The organism is Burkholderia sp. AcTa6-5 (assembly GCF_017815075.1).
Lineage (GTDB): Bacteria > Pseudomonadota > Gammaproteobacteria > Burkholderiales > Burkholderiaceae > Burkholderia > Burkholderia sola.
The window spans coordinates 70,569-91,149 of sequence record NZ_JAGIQE010000005.1 but is presented as its reverse complement, the minus strand read 5'-3'; the positions used below and the strand labels follow the sequence as shown (position 1 = coordinate 91,149).

Annotated in this window: 16 protein-coding genes; 2 read left to right on the top strand and 14 right to left on the bottom strand. The window is 69.1% G+C overall.

Going from position 1 to position 20,581, the window contains the following annotated elements; translation table 11 throughout:
• Positions 1–15: 15 nt before the first annotated feature.
• Positions 16–1,761 (top strand): cyclic peptide export ABC transporter, encoded by a 1,746-nt coding sequence (locus tag J8I33_RS09055; protein ID WP_124556434.1) that lies wholly within the window; start codon positions 16–18, stop codon positions 1,759–1,761.
• 173 nt (positions 1,762–1,934) lie between these two features.
• On the opposite strand, the gene J8I33_RS09050 is transcribed toward J8I33_RS09055, so the two are convergent.
• The 11 genes from J8I33_RS09050 to J8I33_RS09000 form a co-directional block, all read right to left on the bottom strand.
• On the bottom strand, positions 1,935–2,960 hold the full coding sequence (locus J8I33_RS09050) for an iron-siderophore ABC transporter substrate-binding protein (RefSeq protein WP_209934694.1): 1,026 nt from the start codon (positions 2,958–2,960) through the stop codon (positions 1,935–1,937).
• Complete coding sequence (fhuF, locus tag J8I33_RS09045) at positions 2,957–3,757, bottom strand: siderophore-iron reductase FhuF (RefSeq protein WP_209934688.1); 801 nt, start codon at positions 3,755–3,757, stop codon at positions 2,957–2,959. The genes J8I33_RS09050 and fhuF overlap by 4 nt, the downstream gene beginning before the upstream one ends.
• Positions 3,754–5,844: a Fe(3+)-hydroxamate ABC transporter permease FhuB gene (gene fhuB / locus J8I33_RS09040; protein WP_124556431.1), complete on the bottom strand. Its 2,091-nt coding sequence runs from the start codon at positions 5,842–5,844 to the stop codon at positions 3,754–3,756. The genes fhuF and fhuB overlap by 4 nt, the downstream gene beginning before the upstream one ends.
• Positions 5,841–6,689: an ABC transporter ATP-binding protein gene (locus J8I33_RS09035; RefSeq protein ID WP_124652828.1), complete on the bottom strand. Its 849-nt coding sequence runs from the start codon at positions 6,687–6,689 to the stop codon at positions 5,841–5,843. The genes fhuB and J8I33_RS09035 overlap by 4 nt, the downstream gene beginning before the upstream one ends.
• On the bottom strand, positions 6,689–7,696 hold the full coding sequence (locus tag J8I33_RS09030; RefSeq protein ID WP_089467403.1) for a TauD/TfdA family dioxygenase: 1,008 nt from the start codon (positions 7,694–7,696) through the stop codon (positions 6,689–6,691). Before J8I33_RS09030 ends, J8I33_RS09035 begins: the two co-directional genes overlap by 1 nt.
• 45 nt (positions 7,697–7,741) lie before the next feature.
• Positions 7,742–7,984, bottom strand: a complete 243-nt coding sequence (locus J8I33_RS09025; RefSeq protein ID WP_050012606.1) for an MbtH family NRPS accessory protein — start codon at positions 7,982–7,984, stop codon at positions 7,742–7,744.
• An 85-nt stretch (positions 7,985–8,069) separates the two neighbouring features.
• Entirely contained in the window at positions 8,070–8,738 is a 669-nt protein-coding gene (locus J8I33_RS09020) for an RNA polymerase factor sigma-70 (RefSeq protein ID WP_050012605.1), read from the bottom strand.
• 240 nt (positions 8,739–8,978) lie between these two features.
• Positions 8,979–10,001 carry a fimbrial protein gene (locus J8I33_RS09015; protein WP_209934683.1) on the bottom strand — a complete coding sequence of 341 codons (1,023 nt, stop codon included), beginning with the start codon at positions 9,999–10,001 and terminating at the stop codon, positions 8,979–8,981.
• Positions 9,998–10,744, bottom strand: coding sequence for a molecular chaperone (locus J8I33_RS09010; RefSeq protein WP_050012603.1), 747 nt, complete (start codon positions 10,742–10,744; stop codon positions 9,998–10,000). Before J8I33_RS09010 ends, J8I33_RS09015 begins: the two co-directional genes overlap by 4 nt.
• Positions 10,745–10,761: 17 nt before the next feature.
• On the bottom strand, positions 10,762–13,215 hold the full coding sequence (locus J8I33_RS09005; protein WP_209935208.1) for a fimbria/pilus outer membrane usher protein: 2,454 nt from the start codon (positions 13,213–13,215) through the stop codon (positions 10,762–10,764).
• 122 nt (positions 13,216–13,337) lie between these two features.
• Positions 13,338–13,850, bottom strand: a complete 513-nt coding sequence (locus J8I33_RS09000) for a fimbrial protein (RefSeq protein WP_050012601.1) — start codon at positions 13,848–13,850, stop codon at positions 13,338–13,340.
• Positions 13,851–13,873: 23 nt separating this feature from the next.
• On the opposite strand from J8I33_RS09000, the gene J8I33_RS08995 reads away from it, so the two are divergent.
• Positions 13,874–14,092, top strand: a complete 219-nt coding sequence (locus tag J8I33_RS08995) for a hypothetical protein (RefSeq protein ID WP_124630392.1) — start codon at positions 13,874–13,876, stop codon at positions 14,090–14,092.
• A 604-nt stretch (positions 14,093–14,696) separates the two neighbouring features.
• On the opposite strand, the gene J8I33_RS08990 is transcribed toward J8I33_RS08995, so the two are convergent.
• The 3 genes from J8I33_RS08990 to J8I33_RS08980 are packed head-to-tail and all read right to left on the bottom strand — an operon-like array spanning position 14,697 to position 20,515.
• Positions 14,697–16,157, bottom strand: coding sequence for an efflux transporter outer membrane subunit (locus J8I33_RS08990; protein WP_209935206.1), 1,461 nt, complete (start codon positions 16,155–16,157; stop codon positions 14,697–14,699).
• A complete protein-coding gene (locus J8I33_RS08985; protein ID WP_124556427.1) occupies positions 16,157–19,297 on the bottom strand; it encodes a multidrug efflux RND transporter permease subunit in 3,141 nt (1,046 codons plus the stop codon). The genes J8I33_RS08990 and J8I33_RS08985 overlap by 1 nt, the downstream gene beginning before the upstream one ends.
• Positions 19,298–19,312: 15 nt before the next feature.
• Positions 19,313–20,515, bottom strand: coding sequence for a MexX/AxyX family multidrug efflux RND transporter periplasmic adaptor subunit (locus tag J8I33_RS08980; protein ID WP_089488423.1), 1,203 nt, complete (start codon positions 20,513–20,515; stop codon positions 19,313–19,315).
• Positions 20,516–20,581 lie beyond the last annotated feature (66 nt).

Below are 20,581 nucleotides of genomic sequence, written 5' to 3'. Positions count from 1 at the left end.
TTACCGACGTTGCCGATGACAGCCGCCCACGAGCCTTCTTCCCCGCCGTCCCTCGACGCTTCCCCCGGCCGCCCCGCGGCGCGCCTGATCCTTGCGCTGCTGCGCGAAAGCCGCGTGTCGCTCACGCTGGCGCTCACCGCGTGCGTGCTGAACGGCGTCGCGAGCGTGCTGCTCGTCGCGACGCTGAACCGCGCGCTGTCGCAACCGGGCGCCGCCGACGCCGCGCTCGCGTGGCGCTTCGCGCTGTGCGCGGTGATCGCGCTCGTCACGCGGATCGTGTCGGGCACGCTGTTCGCCCGCCTGTCGCAGGACACGATGGCGCGGCTGCGCGTGCATCTGGCGCGGCGCGTCGGCGCGGCCGAACTGCGCGACATCGAGCGGATCGGCGCGGCGCCCGTGCAGTCGGTGCTGACCGACGACGCGACCAACGTGTCGATGCTGTTCTTCGCGCTGCCGAACCTGGTCATGCACGGCTCGATCGTGTTCGGCTGCCTCGGCTATCTCGCGTGGCTGTCCTGGCCCGTGTGCGTGCTGGCGCTGGCCGCGATCGTCGCCGGCTCGCTCGGCTATCACACCGGCGACCGCCGCGCGATCGCGGCGCTCGAAGCGGCCGGCCAGGCGCAGGACCGCCTGTTCGGCTATCTCGGCTCGCTGTTCTCCGGCGCGAAGGAGCTGAAGCTGCACGACGCGCGCGCCCGCCAGTTCGTCGACGGCCAGCTCGGCGCCGCGATCGGCGAAGTGCGCGACCATCGACGCCGCGCGTTCAGCGCGTATGCGGTCGGCGTCGGCTGGATCATCTTCCTGTTCTACGTGTTCCTCGGTATCGCGTCGTTCTGGCCGCAGCTCGGCGTGCATGCCGATCCGGCCGCGGCCGCCGGCTACGTCGTCGTGTTCCTGTTCATGCTCGTGCCGCTCGACGGCCTGCTGAACAACCTGCCGACCGTCAACGCGGCGCGCGTGTCGCTCACGCGGATCGAAGGCGTGATGGCCGAGTTCGGCGCGCTGCGCACGGTGCCGCCCGCGGCCGATGCGCCCGACGTGCCGCCGGCCGGCGCGGTCACGCTGCGCGGCGTCACGCATGCGTATTTCCACGAGCGCGACGAACGGATGTTCAGCATCGGGCCGATCGACCTGACGATCAAGCCGGGCGAACTCGTGTTCATCGTCGGCGGCAACGGCAGCGGCAAGACGACGCTCGCGAAGGTGTTGACGGGGTTGTACGAGCCCGAGGAAGGCACGATCGAGGTCGACGGCCGCACGATCGGCTGGCGCGAACGCGCGGCCTACCGGCAGCGCTTCAGCGCAGTGTTCAACGATTTCCATCTGTTCGATGCGCTGCTCGGCATCGTCGACCCCGACGATCCGTCGCGTGCGCAGGCCGATGCGCGGGCGAACGCGCTCGTCGCGAAACTCGCGCTCGACCACAAGGTGAAGGTGGTCGACGGCGCATTCTCGACGCGCGCGTTGTCGACCGGGCAGCGCAAGCGGCTCGCGCTCGTCGTCGCGTACCTGGAAGATCGCCCGTTCTACCTGTTCGACGAATGGGCGGCCGACCAGGATCCGTCGTTCAAGGCCGTGTTCTACGAACAATTGCTGCCCGAGCTGCGCGCGCGCGGCAAGGCCGTGATCGTGATCACGCACGACGACCGCTACTTCGATCTCGCCGACCGTCTGCTGAAGCTCGACAACGGGCGCATCGTCAGCGACACGCAGCCGGCGCGCCTGCGCGCGCAGGATGGCGTCGATGCGCTGAGCGCGTAACACGACACCGACAGTCGATCGAAAAAATCGCCGACACGCTGCATGGGCAGTGTGTCGGCGATGGTCGTTTCAGCGGGGAATGTGGCTGACGTGTAGCGAAAGGACAGGCGGAAGCCCCGCGTCGTCAAGTCGGTCGCCACGCCCTGCCCGTCAACGCGGCCTCGTCCGCACGCTCAACGCACGGCCGGCAGCTTCAGCATCGTATCGGTCATCACGTCGGCCAGCTTCAGCGCCGACATCGGCCCGCCGAACCCCCAGATGTTGCGCTCGATCAGCGCGATCCGGTGTTCCTTCATCGCGGGCACGAAGCGCCACACCGGCGAATCGAGTTTCGCGGAAAGCGGCACATCCATACCCGATGCGGTCACGAACATCACGGCCAGGTCGCGCTGCCGCAGCAGGTCGGCCGACGTCACGTACAGCGTGCCTTCCCGCGTCGGCTTCTTCGGCCACGGATCGAGCCCGAGCGCCCGCGCGAGGCCGGCCGACGTGCTGTTGCCGGTATAGGCCCAGTAACGATCGGGCAAGCCGAGATCCTGCAGCAGCGCGACGCGCTCGCCGTGGCGGCCCGCGGCCGCGAGCCGCGCCGCATTGCGCGCGATGCCGGCGTCGAGTTGCGCTTCGACCGCCTGCGCGCGCGCGTCGCGCCCCGTCACCGCGCCGATCGTCCGGAAGATCTGCCGCATCCAGTCGAGCTGCGTGACGGGCACGCCGCCTTCGGACACGTTCGGGCTGAACTGGAACAGGATCGTCGGCGCGATCCGGTCGAGCGCGTCGAAGATCGGTGCATGCCGGAACCCGACGCCGATGATCAGGTCCGGCTTGACCGCCGCGATCGCCTCGAGCCCCGGCTCCTGCCGCGAGCCGATGTCGGTCACGTGCGCGAGCTGCTCGCTCCGATAACCGAGCCAACCCGGATAGAACGCGGTATCGGCCATCCCGACCGGCACGAGGTCGAGCGCGATCACGCTTTCCGCGAACATGAAGTCGAGCGCGACCACGCGCTGCGGCCGCATGGGCATCTTCGCGCTGGCCTGCGACACGACGGGATTGCCGGCCAGCGACACGGCGCCTTGCGTACCGCCGGCGCTCCCGGCCACGGAAGCTGCGGCGGCCGATGCGGAAAACGCGCCGCACCACGCGGCGCCGAGCGCGGCCGCGAGCGTGCCAAGCACATGCCGGCGGCCGGCGTGCGTCACCGGATCGCGTCCTGCTCGGCCAGCGCCGCGTCGTCCATCGTCAATAGCAGCGGGCAGCTTCCACACAGTTGCGTTTCTCCAGGAATTTCGTAGCGCAGACAGCACACGCGACGCGCGCGAAACGGCGTCGGTAGCAGCGGCGAGCGCGGCACGGCATCGCGCACGGGCTGGCGCAGCGGATTCGATTCGCCGCGCACGCAGGTCGAGCCGAACAGCCAGTCCGCATCGCGGACGGGATCCGCCGCGCACGGCAGCGAACGATACGTATCGAGCAGATAGTCGAGCAGGTTGCCCGCGTTGCTCCACAGCACGCGCGGCGTGACGCGACCCATCGCCGCGAGCAGGTCGATCACCGCGCCGAGATGCGCGATGAGCCCCGCATAGCGCGGCTCAGGTTCGTCGCACGGCGCGCCGAGCGCATCGCTCGCGAAATACAGTGCGGCCGGCATCCCGTCGTCGAGCGCGACGAACGTGCGCTCGGGCGTCATGTCGAGCGGCCGGCCGAGCGTCAGCGCGGCAACGACGCCGGCCGGCGCCGCGCGGCCGAAATAGTATTTGCTCCATTGCGACATCAGCGCACGCGCATGCTGCGCCGGATCGCCGCCGTAATGGTCGACCATCGCGGCGAGCACGGCGTCGCGGTGCGCGGGCAACGCGCTGACGGGCACGACGATGCGGCCCGGCGCGTGCCCATCGTCGGGCATGCCGAGCCACACGGCGTCGAGGTGCTCGGCGAACGGTTCCGGCGCGAACGCCGAAAAGCGCGTGGCGCGCACGCCCTCGAGCGCCGGCGTCATCGCCCGGCGCGCCGGGCGCGGCGCCCCTCGAGAATCAGCAGCCCGAGCAGGTACGGCGCGCCGATCAGCGCGGTCAGCACGCCGGCCGGCACTTCGCGCGGCGCGACGACGGTGCGCGCCGCGAGATCCGCGACGCCGAGGATCAGTGCGCCGCACGCCGCCGCGAGCCACAGCCGCGTGCGATGTCGGCGCGCGCCGAGCATCGTCGCGACGTGCGGCGCCATCAGCCCGATGAAACCGACCGGCCCGACCGCCGCGACGGCCGCGCACGCGGCGAGCGTCGCGATCGTCAGCGCGAGCGGCCGCAGCGCGGCCACCGGCAGGCCGAGCGCGGCCGCCTGATCGTCGCCGAGCGCGAGCATGTCGAGCGGTTTCGCGAGCCACGCGAACACCGGCACCGCGAGCACGCACCACGGCAGCAGCATCGACACCTCGCCCCAGCTGCGGCCGTACGTACCGCCGACGAGCCATACGACGAAGCGCGCGGGCTGCACGCTTTCCTGCGTGATCAGCCATTGCGCGAGCGTGGTCCACAGCGCGCCGATCACGATGCCGGTCAGCGCGACCGCGAGCGGCGCGTAGCGATGCCGGTGATTCAGCGCGAGCGTGATCGCGAGCGACAGCCCGCCGCCGATCAGCGCGGCGGCGGCCAGCGTCACGTGGCCCATCAGCGGCCACGTCGACAATGCGAACAGCGTGACGAGCCCCGCGCCCTGCGTGACGCCGAGCACTTCCGGGCCCGCGAGCGGATTGCGCACGACGCTCTGCATCGCGACGCCGCTGACCGCCAGCAACGCGCCGGCGAGCAGCGCGCACAGCAGGCGCGGCAGGCGCAGGTCGATCAGCATCCGCGCGAGCGCATCGTGACCGGACAGCGCGGCCGACCAGCGCGCGGGCGACAGCCATTCGGGGCCGGCCGACACGCCGACAAAAACCACGAGCAAGCCCGCCACGACGAACAGCACGGTGCGCAACGGCCAGCCGAGCCGTTCGAGCCAGCCGACGAGCCGCGTCGAGCCGCCGCCCGCCGCACGTTCGGCATCCGCGTGCAGCACGCCCGACCACGCGGCGCCGCGCCGGATCATCGCGAGCATCAGCGGCGTGCCGACCAGCGCGATCGCGACGCCGGTCGACAGCGTCGCGTCGAGGCCCGATGCGAGCACCGCGCTGTCGGTGACGAGCACGAGCGCGCCGCCGGCGAGCGCCGACAGCGGCACCAGCACGCCGAGCCGCGCCGCGCGCGCGCCGCGCACCTGGCGCAGCAGGTTCGGCGCGACGAGGCCGACGTACGACAGCGGGCCCGCGATGCTGACCGCCACGCTCGTGAACGCGACCGCGACGATCGTCGCGGCAAGCCGCGTCGCATCGACGCGCACGCCGGCCGCGGCCGCCGCATCGTCGCCGAGCGTGAGCGGATTCAGCGGCCGGATCACGAACGGCAGCGCGACCAGCGGCACCACGAGCCAGCGCGCGGCGAGCGCGAGGCCCGCCGCGCCCGGCTGGTACAGGCTGCCGTTGGTCCACAGCGCGGCGCCCGCGATGTTCTGCTCGAAGAACGCGAGCACGAGCGTCGACAGCGCGGCGAACAGCAGCATGCACACGCTGCCCGCGAGCACGAGCCGCAACGGCGTCGCGCGCCAGCCGCCCGCCGCGACGATCGCGCACGCGGCGGCCGCGAGCCCGCACACGAACAGCAGCGGCACCGACGCGACGCCCGCCAGCGCCGGCACCAGCATCGCCGCGAGCAGGCCGAGCTGGGCGCCACCCGTCACGCCGAGCAGGTCGGGCGACGCGAGCGGATTGCGCGTGAGCGACTGGAACAGTGCGCCGGCGATGCCGAGGCAGCCGCCCGCGACGAGCGCGGCCGCGACGCGCGGCAGATTGAGGTCGAACAGGAATACGTGCGCGAGCGACGCGGCATCGCTGCCGGGCGCCGCGTCCCACCACACGCGCAGATCGGGGGCGATCCGCAGCGCCGCGAGCAGCGCGATCAGCGCGACGAGACCGAACGCGATCGCGCCGGCCCGGCCCTTCGCCGCGCTCTTGCCCGTCGCCGCGAGGCGCTTGCGCATCGCGAACGTCGTCATACGGCGAGATCCCGGTCGAAGACGCCGGCCGCCTGCGGCGCGCCGTCGGTCGACGGCCCGTAGGCCGGCACGCACATCGGCGCGCCCGTCTGCGGATGCGCGAGCTTCAGCATCTCGACGCCGAACGCCGCGCGCAGCCGCGCCGGCTCGAGCATCGCGTCGGGCGTGCCCTGCGCGACGAGACGGCCCGCGCGCATCAGCACGATCTCGTCGCTGTACGCGGCCGCCTGGTTCAGGTCGTGCAACACCCAGACGATCGTCAGCCCGCGCGCGCGGTTCAGCGCACGCAGCGCATCGAGGATGTCGAGCTGGTGATGAATGTCGAGATACGTCGTCGGTTCGTCGAGCAGCACGATCGGCGCCTGCTGCGCGAGCGCCATCGCGATCCACGCGCGCTGGCGTTCGCCGCCCGACAGCGCGCCGACGTCGCGCTCCGCATCGTTCGCAAGGCCGCTCGTGTCGAGCGCCTCGTCGATCGCCGCATGATCGGCGCGCGACAGGCCGCGCAGGAAGCCGCCGTACGCATAGCGCCCGTACGCGACGAGTTCGCGCACCGTGAGGCCCGACGGAATCTGGTTGAACTGCGCGAGCATCGTCAGCTCGCGCGCGAGCGCGCGACGGCGAAACGATGCGAGCGGCTTGCCGTTGACTTCAACGTGGCCGGCACGCGCGGGCTGCAGGCCCGCGAGCGTGCGCAGCAGCGTGCTCTTGCCGCAGCCGTTCGGTCCGCACAGCGCGGTTACGCGGCCGGCCGCGATCGACAGGTCCAGCCCGTCGATCACGACATGGTCGCGATATCCCACCGACAGCCCGCGCGCGGCAAGCGCGGCGGTACGACGCGTCATCAATCCTCCGTTCGGTCGCGCGGGACCGTGTAACTCTGTGCCATCGCGACGACGACCTTGCGCGGCCCCTCGAACGGGTCGCGCGCATGCGCGGTCAGCATGTTGTCGAGCATCAGCACGTCGCCGGTGCGCCACGGGAACACGATGCGCTGCTGGTCGAGCACGCCGCGGATCTGCGCGAGCGCGTCGGCCTCGAGCGGTTCGCCGTCGCCGTAATACACGTTGCGCGGCACGTTCTCGAGCCCGACCGCGTCGACGAGCGCTTCCTGCATGTCGTCGTCGAGCGCCGACAGGTGAAACAGGTTCGCCTGGTTGAACCATACGCGGTCCCCCGTGCGCGGATGGCGCGCGACGGCCTGGCAACGCTCGCGCGTGCGCAGCAGCAGTTCGCCGTCGTCGTCGGTGCGCCACGCGCACTCGATGCCGCGCGCCGCGCACATCCGCTCGACCTCGGCCGGCTCGTCGGTGCCGAACGACTGCTGCCACGGCAGATCGAGCCCCTGCCCGAAATTGCGCACGTACAGCAGCTCGCGCTTCTCGAAGCGCGCGACGAGCGCCGGATCGAGCGCGCGGTAAACGGCGCGGCTGTCCGCGATCGGCGTCGCCCCGCCCTTCGGCGCGGCGAGCGCGCAGTGGAACCAGATCCGCAGCGGCCATTCGCGCGTGTACGACTGCTCGTTGTGCAGCGGAATCGCGCGGTGCGGCGGGTATTCGGTCGACGTGTAGACCGCGCCTTCGACCTGGCTGCGCGGCGTCGACGCGTATTCATAGCCGATCAGCGGATCGCCGAACGAGGCTGCGAATTGCTGGAACGTGTCGATCGACGGCACGCGAAAGCCCGTGAACAGCACGCCGCCCGCCCGTTCGAGCGTGTCGGCCGCGATCTCGCGCGCGAGCGGCGCGACGTCGTCGATCGACATCCCGTCGTTGCCGCGCGGCGACACGACGGTGGGCAGTCCCGGCTCGATACGCAGGTCGTCGAGCGTCGGCAACGAAAGCAGGGTCATGCAACGTCCTCTTCAGGTGACGCGCCGCACATGCGGCGCAACGGGTCACGACGCGCGCGTCGCGCGCTCGCCGTCCATCGCGCGGCGCAGGCTCGCGGGGCGCATGTCGGTCCAGACGGTTTCGATGTGCGCGAGACAGTCGGCCTTCGGGCCGCTCACGCCGATCTCGCGCCAGCCGGCGGGCACGGGCCGGAACGTCGGCCAGATCGAATACTGTTCTTCGTCGTTGATGACGACCGTATAGACGAGATCGTCGGTGTCGGCGGAAGGCGTCGGGGCTTGCGTCATGATCGGAAATCGCTGGGCGGTTGAAGGAAGCGAAGCGGCGAATTCGGCCGCTCCTGTCTGATAGACGGTTGGCCGGCGCGTTTTTTTACCGCCGCCGTGCGCGGCCGCCCAGGAACACCGGGCAGGCGACGCCGCGATGGCATGCGTCGAGGCATTCCGCGCAGTGGCGCTCCGCGTCGCGCACCATGAAATGCACGAGCGTCTGCGACACGTTCAGCGCGCGCGCCGCGGTCTGCAGCGTCTCCTCGCGCAGCCGCACCATCTCGAATGCCGCGCGGCTGCGCGCCGGCAGGTCGTCGAGCGCGGCGCACACGCGCCGCAGCGTATCGCGCGTCATCAACGCGGCTTCCGGCGTCGGCTCGGGCGACGGCACGTCGTAGCCGTCGTCCTCTTCGGTGTGATAGACGTTTTCGAGACTTTGCCGGCGGCACGCGTCGATCGATGCGTTGCGCACCATCCGCGTCACGTACGCGACCGGCTGGCGCACCGCGTCCTGATTGGGGAACTCGACGAGTTTCACGAACACGTCGTGCACGACGTCCTCCGCGCGGCTCGCGCAGCCGACGAAGCCGCGCGCGACGTTGACGAGCATCGCGCGATGCGAGATCAGCACATCGAGCAGCGCGCCCTGCGCACGCGGCTCGGACGCCCGGCGCGCACGCGGCGCGGCGCGCGGCGGCAGGTCCGGATAACTGCCGAGGAACGGGTTTGCCGCTGCCGCTACCGGTCGGTCGAGCACTTCCGCCATCGCCATCGATCTGCTCCGTCAAATTCCGAGATAAGGGAATTTAACGTAAACGCAAATCATTCTCAATCCGATTACGAGATAACCCTTTGGGTTAGTGGGATTTGTCTGAATAATTGCCGGAATACCTGCTTCGGCGGACGGGACGAACGCGACGGGTCTACGAAGCACGGCAAGCTTTCCGGGCCGAAGGAAGTTGCCCGGTGACCGAAACGGCCGAGATTCACGACGCGGCCGCGCCCACCGCCGTCAGTAGATGAACAACCGGATCGTCGCCGTCGCATCGAACCGCCCGATCTTCGGCGGCCCGAACGACTTCAGCACCGCGTCCATCAGCACGCTCTGATTCATTACGTTGGACGCGAACTGAGCCAGCGTGAACTGCTGGTTGAACGGAATGGCCTTGCCCTGGCTATCCTCGATGCCGATCCCGAAATTGCTGTCCTGCGCCGGCACCAGCAAACCGTTCTGGACCGGAAAACTCGTTTCGAAATACCCGTCCACCCGCACCGCGACGTTGCATTTCTTGGTCAGCGACAACGAGAACCGCTTGCGGGGCACCGCGGGCATGAAGCCGCTACCCGCCGCCTGCACCTGCCCGAAATTGACGATGCCCGGTTCGGGCGTCACGAGGACGTCGACGAAGCACGGTGTCGGCTTGAGGTTGCGCAGGCCGCTCAGCCGGTACTGGAAGCTCGTGCCGAACGCATTCAGCCCGAACTCGCCGTCGAACTGGAACACCGTGTAGATATCGCTCGGCGGCTGGATCCAGTTGCCCTTCTTGCGCACGACGACCTGGTAGTCGATGCTGATGTTCGTGCGCTGGCAACGCCCGCGGTCGAAGTCGTACCGGGTGCACGGCGGCACCGAATACCCGGTAAACACCCCGCCGCCGCGATTGCTGGTCTTGTCGAAATAATCGACGCCCTTGTAGCGGATGCCGATCTCGAGTCCCCATGCGGCAGGGTCCGTACGATTCGGATTCGCGTAGAAGTAGATGTTGTCGACGACCTTCAGGCTGCCGGCGTCCCCCAGGTCCTTGTAGCAATACCCCGACGTCGTGCGCACCGGCGACACCCAGATCACGTAGCCGTCCGGCGCGTCGGTCGGATACGACGCCACGCCGCCGATCGGCTCGGTCAACGACGTCGCGCCGCTGTTCGTCAGGCAGCGCAGCGCCCACGCCGGCTGCACGGCCGCGATCAGCAGCGCGAGGACGACCCAGCGCAGCCATGCCGCCGGCGCCGCCCGATGACGCATGCCCGCGCTCATTGCTTCACGCTCTTGCACACACCGGCGTCGCACGCATACTCGACCGCCACCTGGCCGCCGTAATCGTCGATATGCGTGACGAACAGCGTCGCCGGCGTCGCGGCCTTGAACGGCACGTCGGCCGTGCTCATCGGGCTCACCATCACCGGCTCGATCGGCACCGGCGTCTTCTGCGCGCCCGCGCTCACGTCGACCACCGTCACGTGGTACGGCGTCGGGTTGTCGAACACGAGCTTGTGCGCGGCCGCCTCCACCCGCAGCGTCATCGGCAGCGTCCAGTCCTCGTCGCGCGCGGGCTGCACGGCCTTCGGCCGGTAGAACAGCTTCATCTGCGTATGCAGCGCGATCTGCAGCGTGTTCGGCGTATCGGTCTTCGGCGGCACTTCGCGGATGTTCAGGTAGAACACCGTTTCGCGATCGGCCGGCAACTCGGTGCCCGGCAGCTTCGCGATCCGCAGCACGTTGCGCTCGTTCGCCTCGATGCGCTGCAGCGGCGGCACGACCATCAGCGGCGATGTGGTCTTGTTGCCCTTCGCGTCCTCGAGCCACGACTGCACGAGATACGGATATGTCGCGCTCTTGTTGGTGATCGTCACGATCGCGGCCTGCTCGCCCTCGTTGAAGATCACGCGCGTGCGATCGGGCACGATCGCCGCCTGCGCGGCGCCAGCCAGCATCGCGCCGACGGTCGCGAACGCGCACAGCGCGCGCCGCGGGAAAGAAAGGGAGAAAGCGTTCTTCATCGCTGGATCCATGAAAATCATCGTTCGACCCGCGCGGCCGCCGCATGCGACTCGCCCGGTGTCCGGCACGTCACCGGAATCGGCGTGCCTTCGAGTTGGAGCTGATTCGGCAGCGCGTCGATCGTGCACAGCGTGCGTTCGCCCGCCCGCACCGCCAGCGCGGATTTCGGCTGAACCTGGGTCAGGAACGCCGCGCCCCCCTCGCCGACGATGCCGAGCTCCTTGCCGTTCGCCGCGTCCTGCACCGACGCGCCGAACGGCAGCGCGTGGCCGGCCGCGTCGGTCAGCGTCAGGTACAGGTTGCTGCCGCGCGCGGCGGAGAACTTCACGAAGCCGATCGCGCCGTCGGTCAGCACCATGCGCTGGATCGGGTTCGTCACCTGCACTTCGAGCGGCAGCTTCTCGACGTTCACGGTCGCGTCGTACACGTTGTAAGGCGAGATGCCGTCGAGGACCGCGTAGCCGCGCGAATCGGTGTGCGTGAGCGTGCCGGACAGCGGCACGTCGGGCACGCCGTCGGTCGACACCAGCAGCCGCGTATCGCCCGCGTTGCCGTTCGCGTGCGCGGACACGCCGTACTGCGTCGCGACGAACGAGCCGTCGACTTCGAGCGACGCGGCCGCATACGCATTGGCGAGCGTCGATGCCTGCGCGGTGAGCTGGTACGCCGACGTGCGCTGCCGGAAGCTCGCGTTCGCCGACGCGCGGCCGTCGGTCTCGCCCGCATTGACCTGATAGGTGCGGCCGGCCGGATCGTCGTAGATGTAGCCCGCGTTCACGCTGGTGCTGCCGTTGCCCGTCGTCAGGTTCGACGTGACGGTGTGGCGGCCGCCGATCGGCAGCGTCGCGGTGACCGAGAACTGGTTGCCGCTCGCGCCGGCGCTTTGCGTGCGGAATGCCGACACGCTGACGTTCAGGTTGCGCAGCGTGCCGATCGAGAATGCACGCGTGAGCGTCAGGCCGACGCGCTGCTCGGACGCGCGCGCCCAGTAGGTCGTCTGGTCGTACGAGAAATAGGTCGACGTGTCGCCGAAGCGCTTCGACAGCGTCGCCGAATAGCGCTGCTTGCTGTTGGCGAGGCCGTACGCGGTCGGGTCGCCGGAGAACTGCGCGAAGCTGGTGTACTCGCGCTCCGAGAAGCGGTAGCCGAAGAAGCGCACGTCCGCATCGAGCCCGTCGAAGTGCTTCGAATAGTTGATCCGATACGAGTTGCCGTTGCGTGTCGCGCCGTTCCACCACAAGCGCGCCCGCGCATGCGTGACGTCGGCCGACACCGCGCCGAACGCGCCGAAATCGCGGCCGACGCCGAGCGCGATCGACGTATAGCCCGACGCGGCGATGAAGCCGCCATACGCGGTGACGTCGAACGGCAGGCCGTACGCGATTTCGCCGAAGCCGAAGAACGGCGTGATGCCGGCGCCGCCGAACAGCCGCGGCTTGCCGACCGCGGCCTTGTAGCGCAACTGGCCGGTGCGCGCGAGGAACGGCACGGCGGCCGTCGTCACCTGGAAGCGCTGCACGCTGCCGTCCTCTTCCTCGACCGCGACGTCGAGCGTGCCCTGCACGCTCGTGTTGATGTTCTGCAGCGCAAATGCGCCCGGCGACACGCGCGTCACGTACAGCACGCGGCCGGCCTGCGACACGGTCACGGTCGCGTTGGTGCGCGCGACGCCCGAGATCAGCGGCGCATAGCCGCGCAGCGACGGCGGCAGCATGCGGTCGTCGCTGCGGATCGACGCGCCCGTCAGCGCGAACGTGTCGAAAATGTCGGAGGTCAGGTAGTCGTCGCCGAACGTCACCGTCGACTGGATCGACGGCAGTGCGCGAAACGCATAAAGCCGGCTGAAGCGGAACGTGCGGTCCGCGTACGCGGTGTTGCCCACGTTCGATTGCGCCTGGTAGTCGCCGCGAAAACGCCACGCATCCCAGTTCGCGCCGACCGTCCCGTACGCCTGGATCGCATTCGTCTGCCCGCCGCCCGCACCGAAGTTGCGGTTCGTGTTCGCGATCACGCGATAGTCGAGCATCGCGCCGGGAATCCCTTCGGACCAGTGCTCCGGCGGCAGGTAGGTCGAATCGGTGAATTCGAGCGCCGCCTGCGGAATCGTGATCTTGAGCCGCCCGTCGCTTTTCAGGTAACGCACGGTCGCCCCTTCGATCGCGGCCAGGTCGACGCAGCTACCGCCCCGGAAGCGCGGCAGGTCCTTGACCAGCGACGGCTTCAGGCCGAACCGCGCGACGAGCTCCGGCCGCAGGCACGGCTTGCCCGCGCCCGTCGCATCGACCGCCACGAATTCGACCGGCTGCAATCCGAGGTACAGGTCGTTGACCTGCACGTCGAGCATGTACTCGCCGGGCAGCGTGAAGTCGGCCTGCGAGAACTGCGACAGGTCGACGTTGCGCGTTCCGTCGATGTCGAGGAACGACGAATTGAATTCCGTCGCCTGGCTCTGGCTGCCGACGACCAGCACGGAGACGCAAAGGAAGGAATGTCTGATTCGCACGCGGTGCTACCGGGAGTCCGAGGAGAAGGAAAACGAGAGGAAGGACGAAGGAGGAAGGGATGCACGCATCCCTCCTCCGGTACGGATGCTTACTGGTAGCGGACCGTGAAGTTCGCGACGCCGTCGGCGGTACCCGGCGTCACGCCGGCTGCCGTCGCTTCGTACATCGCCGCGAAGCGCGCGATGTTCGTGCCGTTCTGCAGCAGCGTCGGCGCCTTCTGCTCGGCGCCGTTGTCGAGGTATTCGCCCGACGCGGCCTGCAGGCGGATGCCGACGTTGGTTGCCGAACCGATCGTGGCGAGCAGCTTCGGCTGGCCCGCGCTCGACGTGCCCGTGAACGTGAAGTACGCGTTCTTCGCGACGCTGGTGTCGCAATCGGTCAGCTTGATGTCGAAGTTGGTCGGCGTGGACTTGTCGCCGGCTTGCTTGAACACGTTGGTCGGCACCTTGCCGAGGTTCACGGTCTGGTTGACCGAGCCCGAGTCGATGCCGCATGCGCCCGCGACGATCTCGCCCGTGAAGTTGATCGTGCCGGTGCCCGCTGCGAAGGCCGAGGTGGACAGGGCTGCGAGTGCGACAGCGCTCAGGATGGATTTTTTCATGAGGTTTCCCGTAAGGAGTGCAAATGGAATGGACGACGTGGCGGACACAAACGACAGCGCGTGGTGGCTCCCGTCCGACACGAGGCGGCATTATCGAGATAACCACGAAAGATGTCTGTAAATCATTGTCAAATGCATCTGACAATGTTCGATTTACCCCTCTAAAACCCCATTATTTCCCCTCCATTTTCAATCCCGGATTTTTTATCCGCAGTCCTTTTTTATTTTCCGGAACCGATTGAAGATTAAGGGAATTTCTTGCCGATAATCATCGACGCCGCGCACTTCCTTACTGGCGCTGGCTTGAGCAGGACCGCCACTCAAAGGACAAAACATTGTCCAACACCGCCATCGTTGTCCGATTACAACGCTAATATCTAATCATTTTCAACTGACAGGAAATTAACGATGGCATTCCATCAATATGGATTTATCGCGCAAACGATTGCGCAAGAATACAAACGTTTTACCGCGACACTTTGCCGCCACCATTAATTCCGATATGTTGATTAATCCATTCGTCAATTGCCGATCTTGAATCGCATGCATGCGCGGCCGCTGGAACGCGGCTCGCTTGCCGGATTGGACGAGATGAAAAAGGAAAGAACGCGGCACACGTTTGCGCCGGGGAGCGGCACGACCGGTCGCCGGATGCGGGTGGCAGGGAAGCAACCGCTCTGCCCTGCCGGGAGATGAAAAGGAGGCGCGGAACAGCGCCAGGAAGCGCCGATGCCGCGCGGCGAAACGACGGGCATCACGCGCTGTCGAAGCAGCGGCCGCACGTTGAATCGTACGGCCGCCGTCATGTCGCCCGACACGCTGCCGCGTCAGGCGACGCGTCGCACGTCACGCGGAAGCCGCGGCCTCCGCCGTTGCCGGCGCCCAGCCGCCGCCGAGCGCGCGATACAGCGCGATCGCGTTCGCGAGCCTGAGCTGCCTGAGCCGGATCAGCTCCTGCCCCGACTCGTACGTGCTGCGCTGCGCGTCGAGCAGCTCGAGATAGGTCGCGACGCCGCCCGCATAGCGGCGCTCCGCGAGCCTCAGCCGTGCGCCGTCCGCCGCATATACGTCCTGCTGCGCGGCAAGCTGCCGGTCGATCCAGTCGCGCGCGGCGAACGCATCGGCCACTTCGCGAAACGCGGTCTGCACCGCCTTCTCGTATTCGGCGACCGCGATGTCCTTGCGCGCGTGCGCGACGTCGAGGTTCGCGCGATTGCGACCGCCCGCGAAGATCGGCAGCGTGATGCGCGGCGCGAACGTCCACACGCTGGTGCCGGCCGCGAACAGGCTCGAGAACGCGTCGCTCACCGAGCCGTAGTCGGTCGTCAGCGCGACGCGCGGGAAGAACGCCGCGCGCGCCGCGCCGATGTTCGCGTTCGCGGCCTTCAGCCGCGCCTCGGCCTGCCGGATGTCTGGCCGCCGTTCGAGCAGTTCGCTCGGCGCGCCCGGCGCCACGGGCGCGATCGACAGCGTGTCGAGCGCGGTCGCGTCGTCGGGCACGTTGCGCGCGAAGTCGCCCGCCAGCAGTTGCAGCGCCCGTACGGCCTGCGCATGCTCGCGCTGCAGCGCGGCCTGCGACGCGCGCGCGGACGCCACCAGCATCTCGGCCGAACGCAGCTCGATCGCGTCGCTCGTGCCGGCGGCATAGCGGCGTTGCGTGAGCGCGGCCACCCGTTCGCGGGCTTCGAGCGTGCGCTCAGCGAGCGCCAGTTGCTCGTGCAACGATCGTTCGGAAACGTACGCGCCCGCCACCTCGGCGATCACACCGATACGGACCGTGCGCTGCGCGTCGGCAGTCGCGAAATACTCGGCGAGCGCCGCGTCGGACAGGTTGCGCACCCGGCCGAACAGATCGAGCTCGTATGCGCTGACGCCGACGCCCGCACGATACAGCCCGCTGATCGCGCTTTCGCGCACGACCGGGTCGTACTGGCGCGCGCGTTCGTAGCCGAGATTCGCGTCGACCGACGGCATCCGGTCCGCGCGCTGCACGCCGTACAGCGCGCGCGCCTCCTCGAGCCGGCCGGCCGCGATCCGCAGGTCGCGATTGTTCGCGAGCGCCGCGTCGATCCACGCCTGCAGCGCCGGATCGGTGAAATACGCATGCCAGTCGTCGAGCAGCGCGGCATCCCGTGCCGCGCTCGGTAGGGCCGCCGGCGCCGTACTGCCGTCGACCGGCGCATAGGACGCCGGCACCGGCGCCGCCGGGCGCTCGTAACGCGGCGCGAGCGAGCACCCGGCGAGCGCGAGCGCGGCGGCCAGCGCGACCGGCACCCGCCGCGCGGCGCGTGCATTCAGCGCGAACATCATGGTTGCGAACCCTCCATCGTCGTCGGCTGCGCACCGCCGCGCCGGCGCGGGCCGACGTCGAACAGGCGGCCGACGATCACGAAAAACAGCGGGACGAGGAACACCGCGAGCACGGTCGCCGTGATCACGCCGCCGAGCACGCCGGTGCCGATCGCCGTCTGCGCGCCGGACGCGGCGCCCGACGCGAACGCGAGCGGCAGCACGCCGACGCCGAACGCGAGCGACGTCATCACGATCGGCCGCAGCCGCAGGCGCGCGGCCTCGAGCGCCGCGTCGACGAGCGACATGCGCTGCGCGACGAGATCCTTCGCGACTTCGACGATCAGGATCGCGTTCTTCGCGGACAGCCCGATCGTCGCGATCAGCCCCACCTTGAAATAGATGTCGTTCGGCATCATCCGCAGCGTCACGCCGAGCACTGCGCCGATCACGCCGAGCGGCACGACCAGCATCACCGCGAACGGAATCGACCAGCTCTCGTAGAGCGCCGCGAGCGCGAGGAACACGACGAGCACCGACAGCGCGAACAGCATCGGCGCCTGCGCGCCCGACAGCCGCTCCTCGAACGACTGCCCCGACCACGCATGGCCGATGCCGGCCGGCAGCTTCGCGGCGATCCGCTCGATCGCGGCCATCGCGTCGCCGCTGCTGTGGCCGGCCGCGGCCGAGCCGTTGATCGTGAACGACGGATAGCCGTTGTAGCGCGTGAGCTGCGGCGGCCCCATCGTCCAGTGCAGCGTCGTGAACGCCGCGAGCGGCACCATCTCGCCGCGCGCGTTGCGCACGCGCAGCTTCTTCACGTCGTCCGGATCGAGCCGGTGCCGCCCGTCGGCCTGCACCATCACGCGCCGCACCTGCGTGCCGTGCATGAAGTCGCCGATATAGTCGGAGCCGAACATCACCGCGAGCGTCGTGTTGATCTCGTCCATCGACACGCCGAGCGCGGACGCCTTCGCGCGATCGATGTCGAGCTTCAGTTGCGGCGCGTCCTGCGTGCCCGCGAACATCAGGTCGGTGAGCGCGCGATCCTTGCCGCCCGCCGCGAGCAGTTGCTCGCGCGCGGCGCTGAACGTCGCGTAGTCGAGCCCGCCGCGGTTCTGCAGCCGGAAGTCGAAGCCGCTCGACGAGCCGAGATCGGGCAGCGCCGGCGAGTTCATCGCGAAGACCGTCGTGTTCGGCGTGCCCGCGAAGCGCTCGTTGATGCGCGCGACGATCGACTGCACGTGATCGCGCACGGCCTTGCGCTCCTTCCAGTTCTTCAGCGTGACGAAGATCATCCCGCCGTTCGGCCCTTCGCCGTACAGGTTGAAGCCGCCGAGCGCATACGTATAGGCGGTCGGCTCGTCGCGGCGGATCGCCGACTCGACCGCGCGCACGCTCTGCATCGTTTCCGCGAGCGGCGTGCCTTGCGGGCGGATCACCATCACCATGAAGTTGCCCTGGTCCTCGTCCGGCAGGAATGCGGTCGGCAACTGCGTGAGCATCAGCACCGCGGCCGCGGTCAGCGCGCCGTACACGACGAGCCAGCGCAGCGGCTTCTTCAGCATCGTGCCGACCCGCGTCGCATAGCGCTGCGTCGCGCGCGCGACGAAGCGGTTGAACCCGCCGAAGAAGCCGCGCTTCTCGTGATGGTCGCCGGCCACCGGCTTGAGCAGCGTCGCGCACAGCGCGGGTGTCAGCGACAGCGCGAGGAAGGCCGAGAAGCCGATCGACACCGCGAGCGACAGCGCGAACTGCCGGTAGATGTTGCCCACCGCGCCGCCGAAGAACGCCATCGGCACGAACACCGACGTCAGCACCACGGTGATCCCGACGATCGCGCCGCTGATCTGCTGCATCGCCTTGACGGTCGCGTCGTACGGCGCGAGCCCCTCCTCGACCATCAGCCGCTCGACGTTCTCGACGACGACGATCGCGTCGTCGACGAGGATGCCGATCGCGAGCACCATCCCGAACATCGTCAGCACGTTGATCGAGAAGCCGGCCGCATACATCACGCCGAACGTGCCCGCGAGCGCGACCGGCACGACGAGCGTCGGGATCAGCGTCGCGCGCAGGTTCTGCATGAACAGGAACATCACGAGGAACACCAGCACGCCGGCCTCGATCAGCGTCGTGACGACCTTGTTCATCGACACGCGCACGAACGACGACGTCTCGTACGGAATCTGGTATTTCACGCCCGGCGGGAAGTATCGGGACAGCTCGTCCATCGTCGCGCGCACGCGCTTCTCGGTGGACACCGCGTTCGAGCCCGGCGCGAGCTTGATGCCCATCCCGGTCGCGACCTTGCCGTTCACGTACGACGGATAGTTGTAGTCGTTGCCGCCGAATTCGACGCGCGCGACGTCGCGCAGGAACAGCGCGGCGCCGTCGGCCCGCGCGCGCAGCGCGATCGCGCCGAAATCGGCTGGCGTCTTCAGCGGCGCGTCCGCGAACACGGTCGCCGCGATCGGCGCGCTGTCCGGCACCGCGCTGCGGCCGATGTCGCCGATCGTCACGCGCGCGTTGTGCGCGCGCACGGCCGACGCGATGTCCGACGCGGTGAGCCCGTGCCCGGCCAGCTTCACCGGGTCGGGCCAGATCCGCATCGCATATTCGGCGCCCCAGAACTGCACCTTGCCGACGCCCTCGACGCGGCGCAGCGCCTGCACGACGTTCGCCGACGCATATTCGCCGAGCTGCACGTCGGTCATCCGGCCGTCGTCGGACGTCAGCGACACGACGAGCTGGATATTGTCGGCGGCCTTCTCGACCTGGATGCCGTCGCGGCGCACGGGCTCGGGCAGGCGCGCGTCGACCGTCTTCAGCCGGTTCTGCACTTCGACGGCCGCGAGATCGGCGTTCACGCCCTGCTTGAACGTCAGGTACAGCGACGCCGCGCCGGCGCTGCTCGTCGCGGACGTATACAGCAGCCCCGGCGCGCCGTTCATCTCGCGCTCGATCAGCGCGGTCACCGATTCCTCGACGACCTGCGCGGACGCGCCCGGGTACGTCGCATAAATGCTGACGACGGGCGGCGCGATGTCCGGGTACTGCGCGACGGGCAGCGCGCGAATCGCGAACAGGCCACCCAGCATGATGAAGATCGCGATCACCCATGCGAAGACGGGGCGATCGATGAAGAAACGTGCCATGTTGGTTTGAACCGGTCAGGTTTGACGGGCGGCCGCCTGCGAAGCGGCCGCTGCCGGCGCCGCCTTCGACGGCGGCGCCTTTTCGACGGGCTGGACGGCCGTATCGGGCGCGAACTGCGCGACGTCGTCGACGATCACGCGCTCGCCGCCCGCGAGGCCGCGCGTGATGCGCCAGTCATGGCCGCTCATCTGGTCGGCCGTGACCTCGACGTCCTTGACCTTGCCGTTCGCGCCGACGACACGCACCGACGTACGGTCGGCCGTGCGCAGCAGCGCGTCGCGCGGCACGAGGATCGCGCGCCGGTCGACCGCCGTGTCGAGCGCGATCCGCACATACGCGCCCGGCAGCAGTTCGCGCTCCGGATTCGGGAACAGCGCGCGCATCGCGACGGTGTCGGTGGTCGGGTCGACCGCGAGATCGCTGAACAGCAGCTTGCCCTTCAGCGGATATGCGGTGCCGTCGGCGCGCAGCAGCGTCACCGCGACATCGTGCTGCGCGATGCCCGTTGCGCGCCCGCTCTTCACCGCGCGACGCAATGCGTCGACGTCGGCGGCCGGCTGCGAGAAGTTCACGTAGATCGGATCGAGCTGCTCGACGGTCGTGAGCGGCGTCGCCTGGTCCTGGCCGACGAGCGCGCCCTCGGTCACGAGCGCGCGCCGTGCGCGGCCCGCGATCGGCGCGGTGACGGTCGCGTAGTCCAGCTGCAGTTGCGCGCGCGCGAGTTCGGCCTTCGCGGACGCGACCTCGGCCTTCGCCTGCGTATCGGCCGCGACGGCTTCGGTGTGGTCGCGCTCGCTCACCGCGCGATCGCGCACGAGATCGTCGTAACGACGGCGCTTGTCGGTCGCCGCGAGCGCGGCGGCCTGCGCCTTCGCGAGCGCACCCTGCGCGGCGTCGCGCGCGGCCTTCAGCGGCGCGGGATCGATGCGGAACAGCACCGCGCCCTGCTTCACCTCCTGGCCTTCCTCGTAGGTGCGCGCGGTGACGATGCCCGCGACCCGTGCGCGGACTTCCGCCTGCCGGTACGCATCGAGCCGGCCCGGCAGTTCGACCGTCATCGGCACGGCCGTCGGGCGCACCGTCACGACGGTGGCCTGCTTCGCGGTCTCCGGCGCGGCGTTCTTGTCGCCCTTTCCGCATCCGGCCACGGCCAGCAGCGCCGCGAGCGCGAACGGCGCCAGCCGCAGGCGGCGCCACAGGGTGCGTTTGTTATTCATGTTCTGACCTCGGATCGTTCGCCGCCGATACAATGCGGCGGCTCAGGGTGGCCGATTATAATCAGT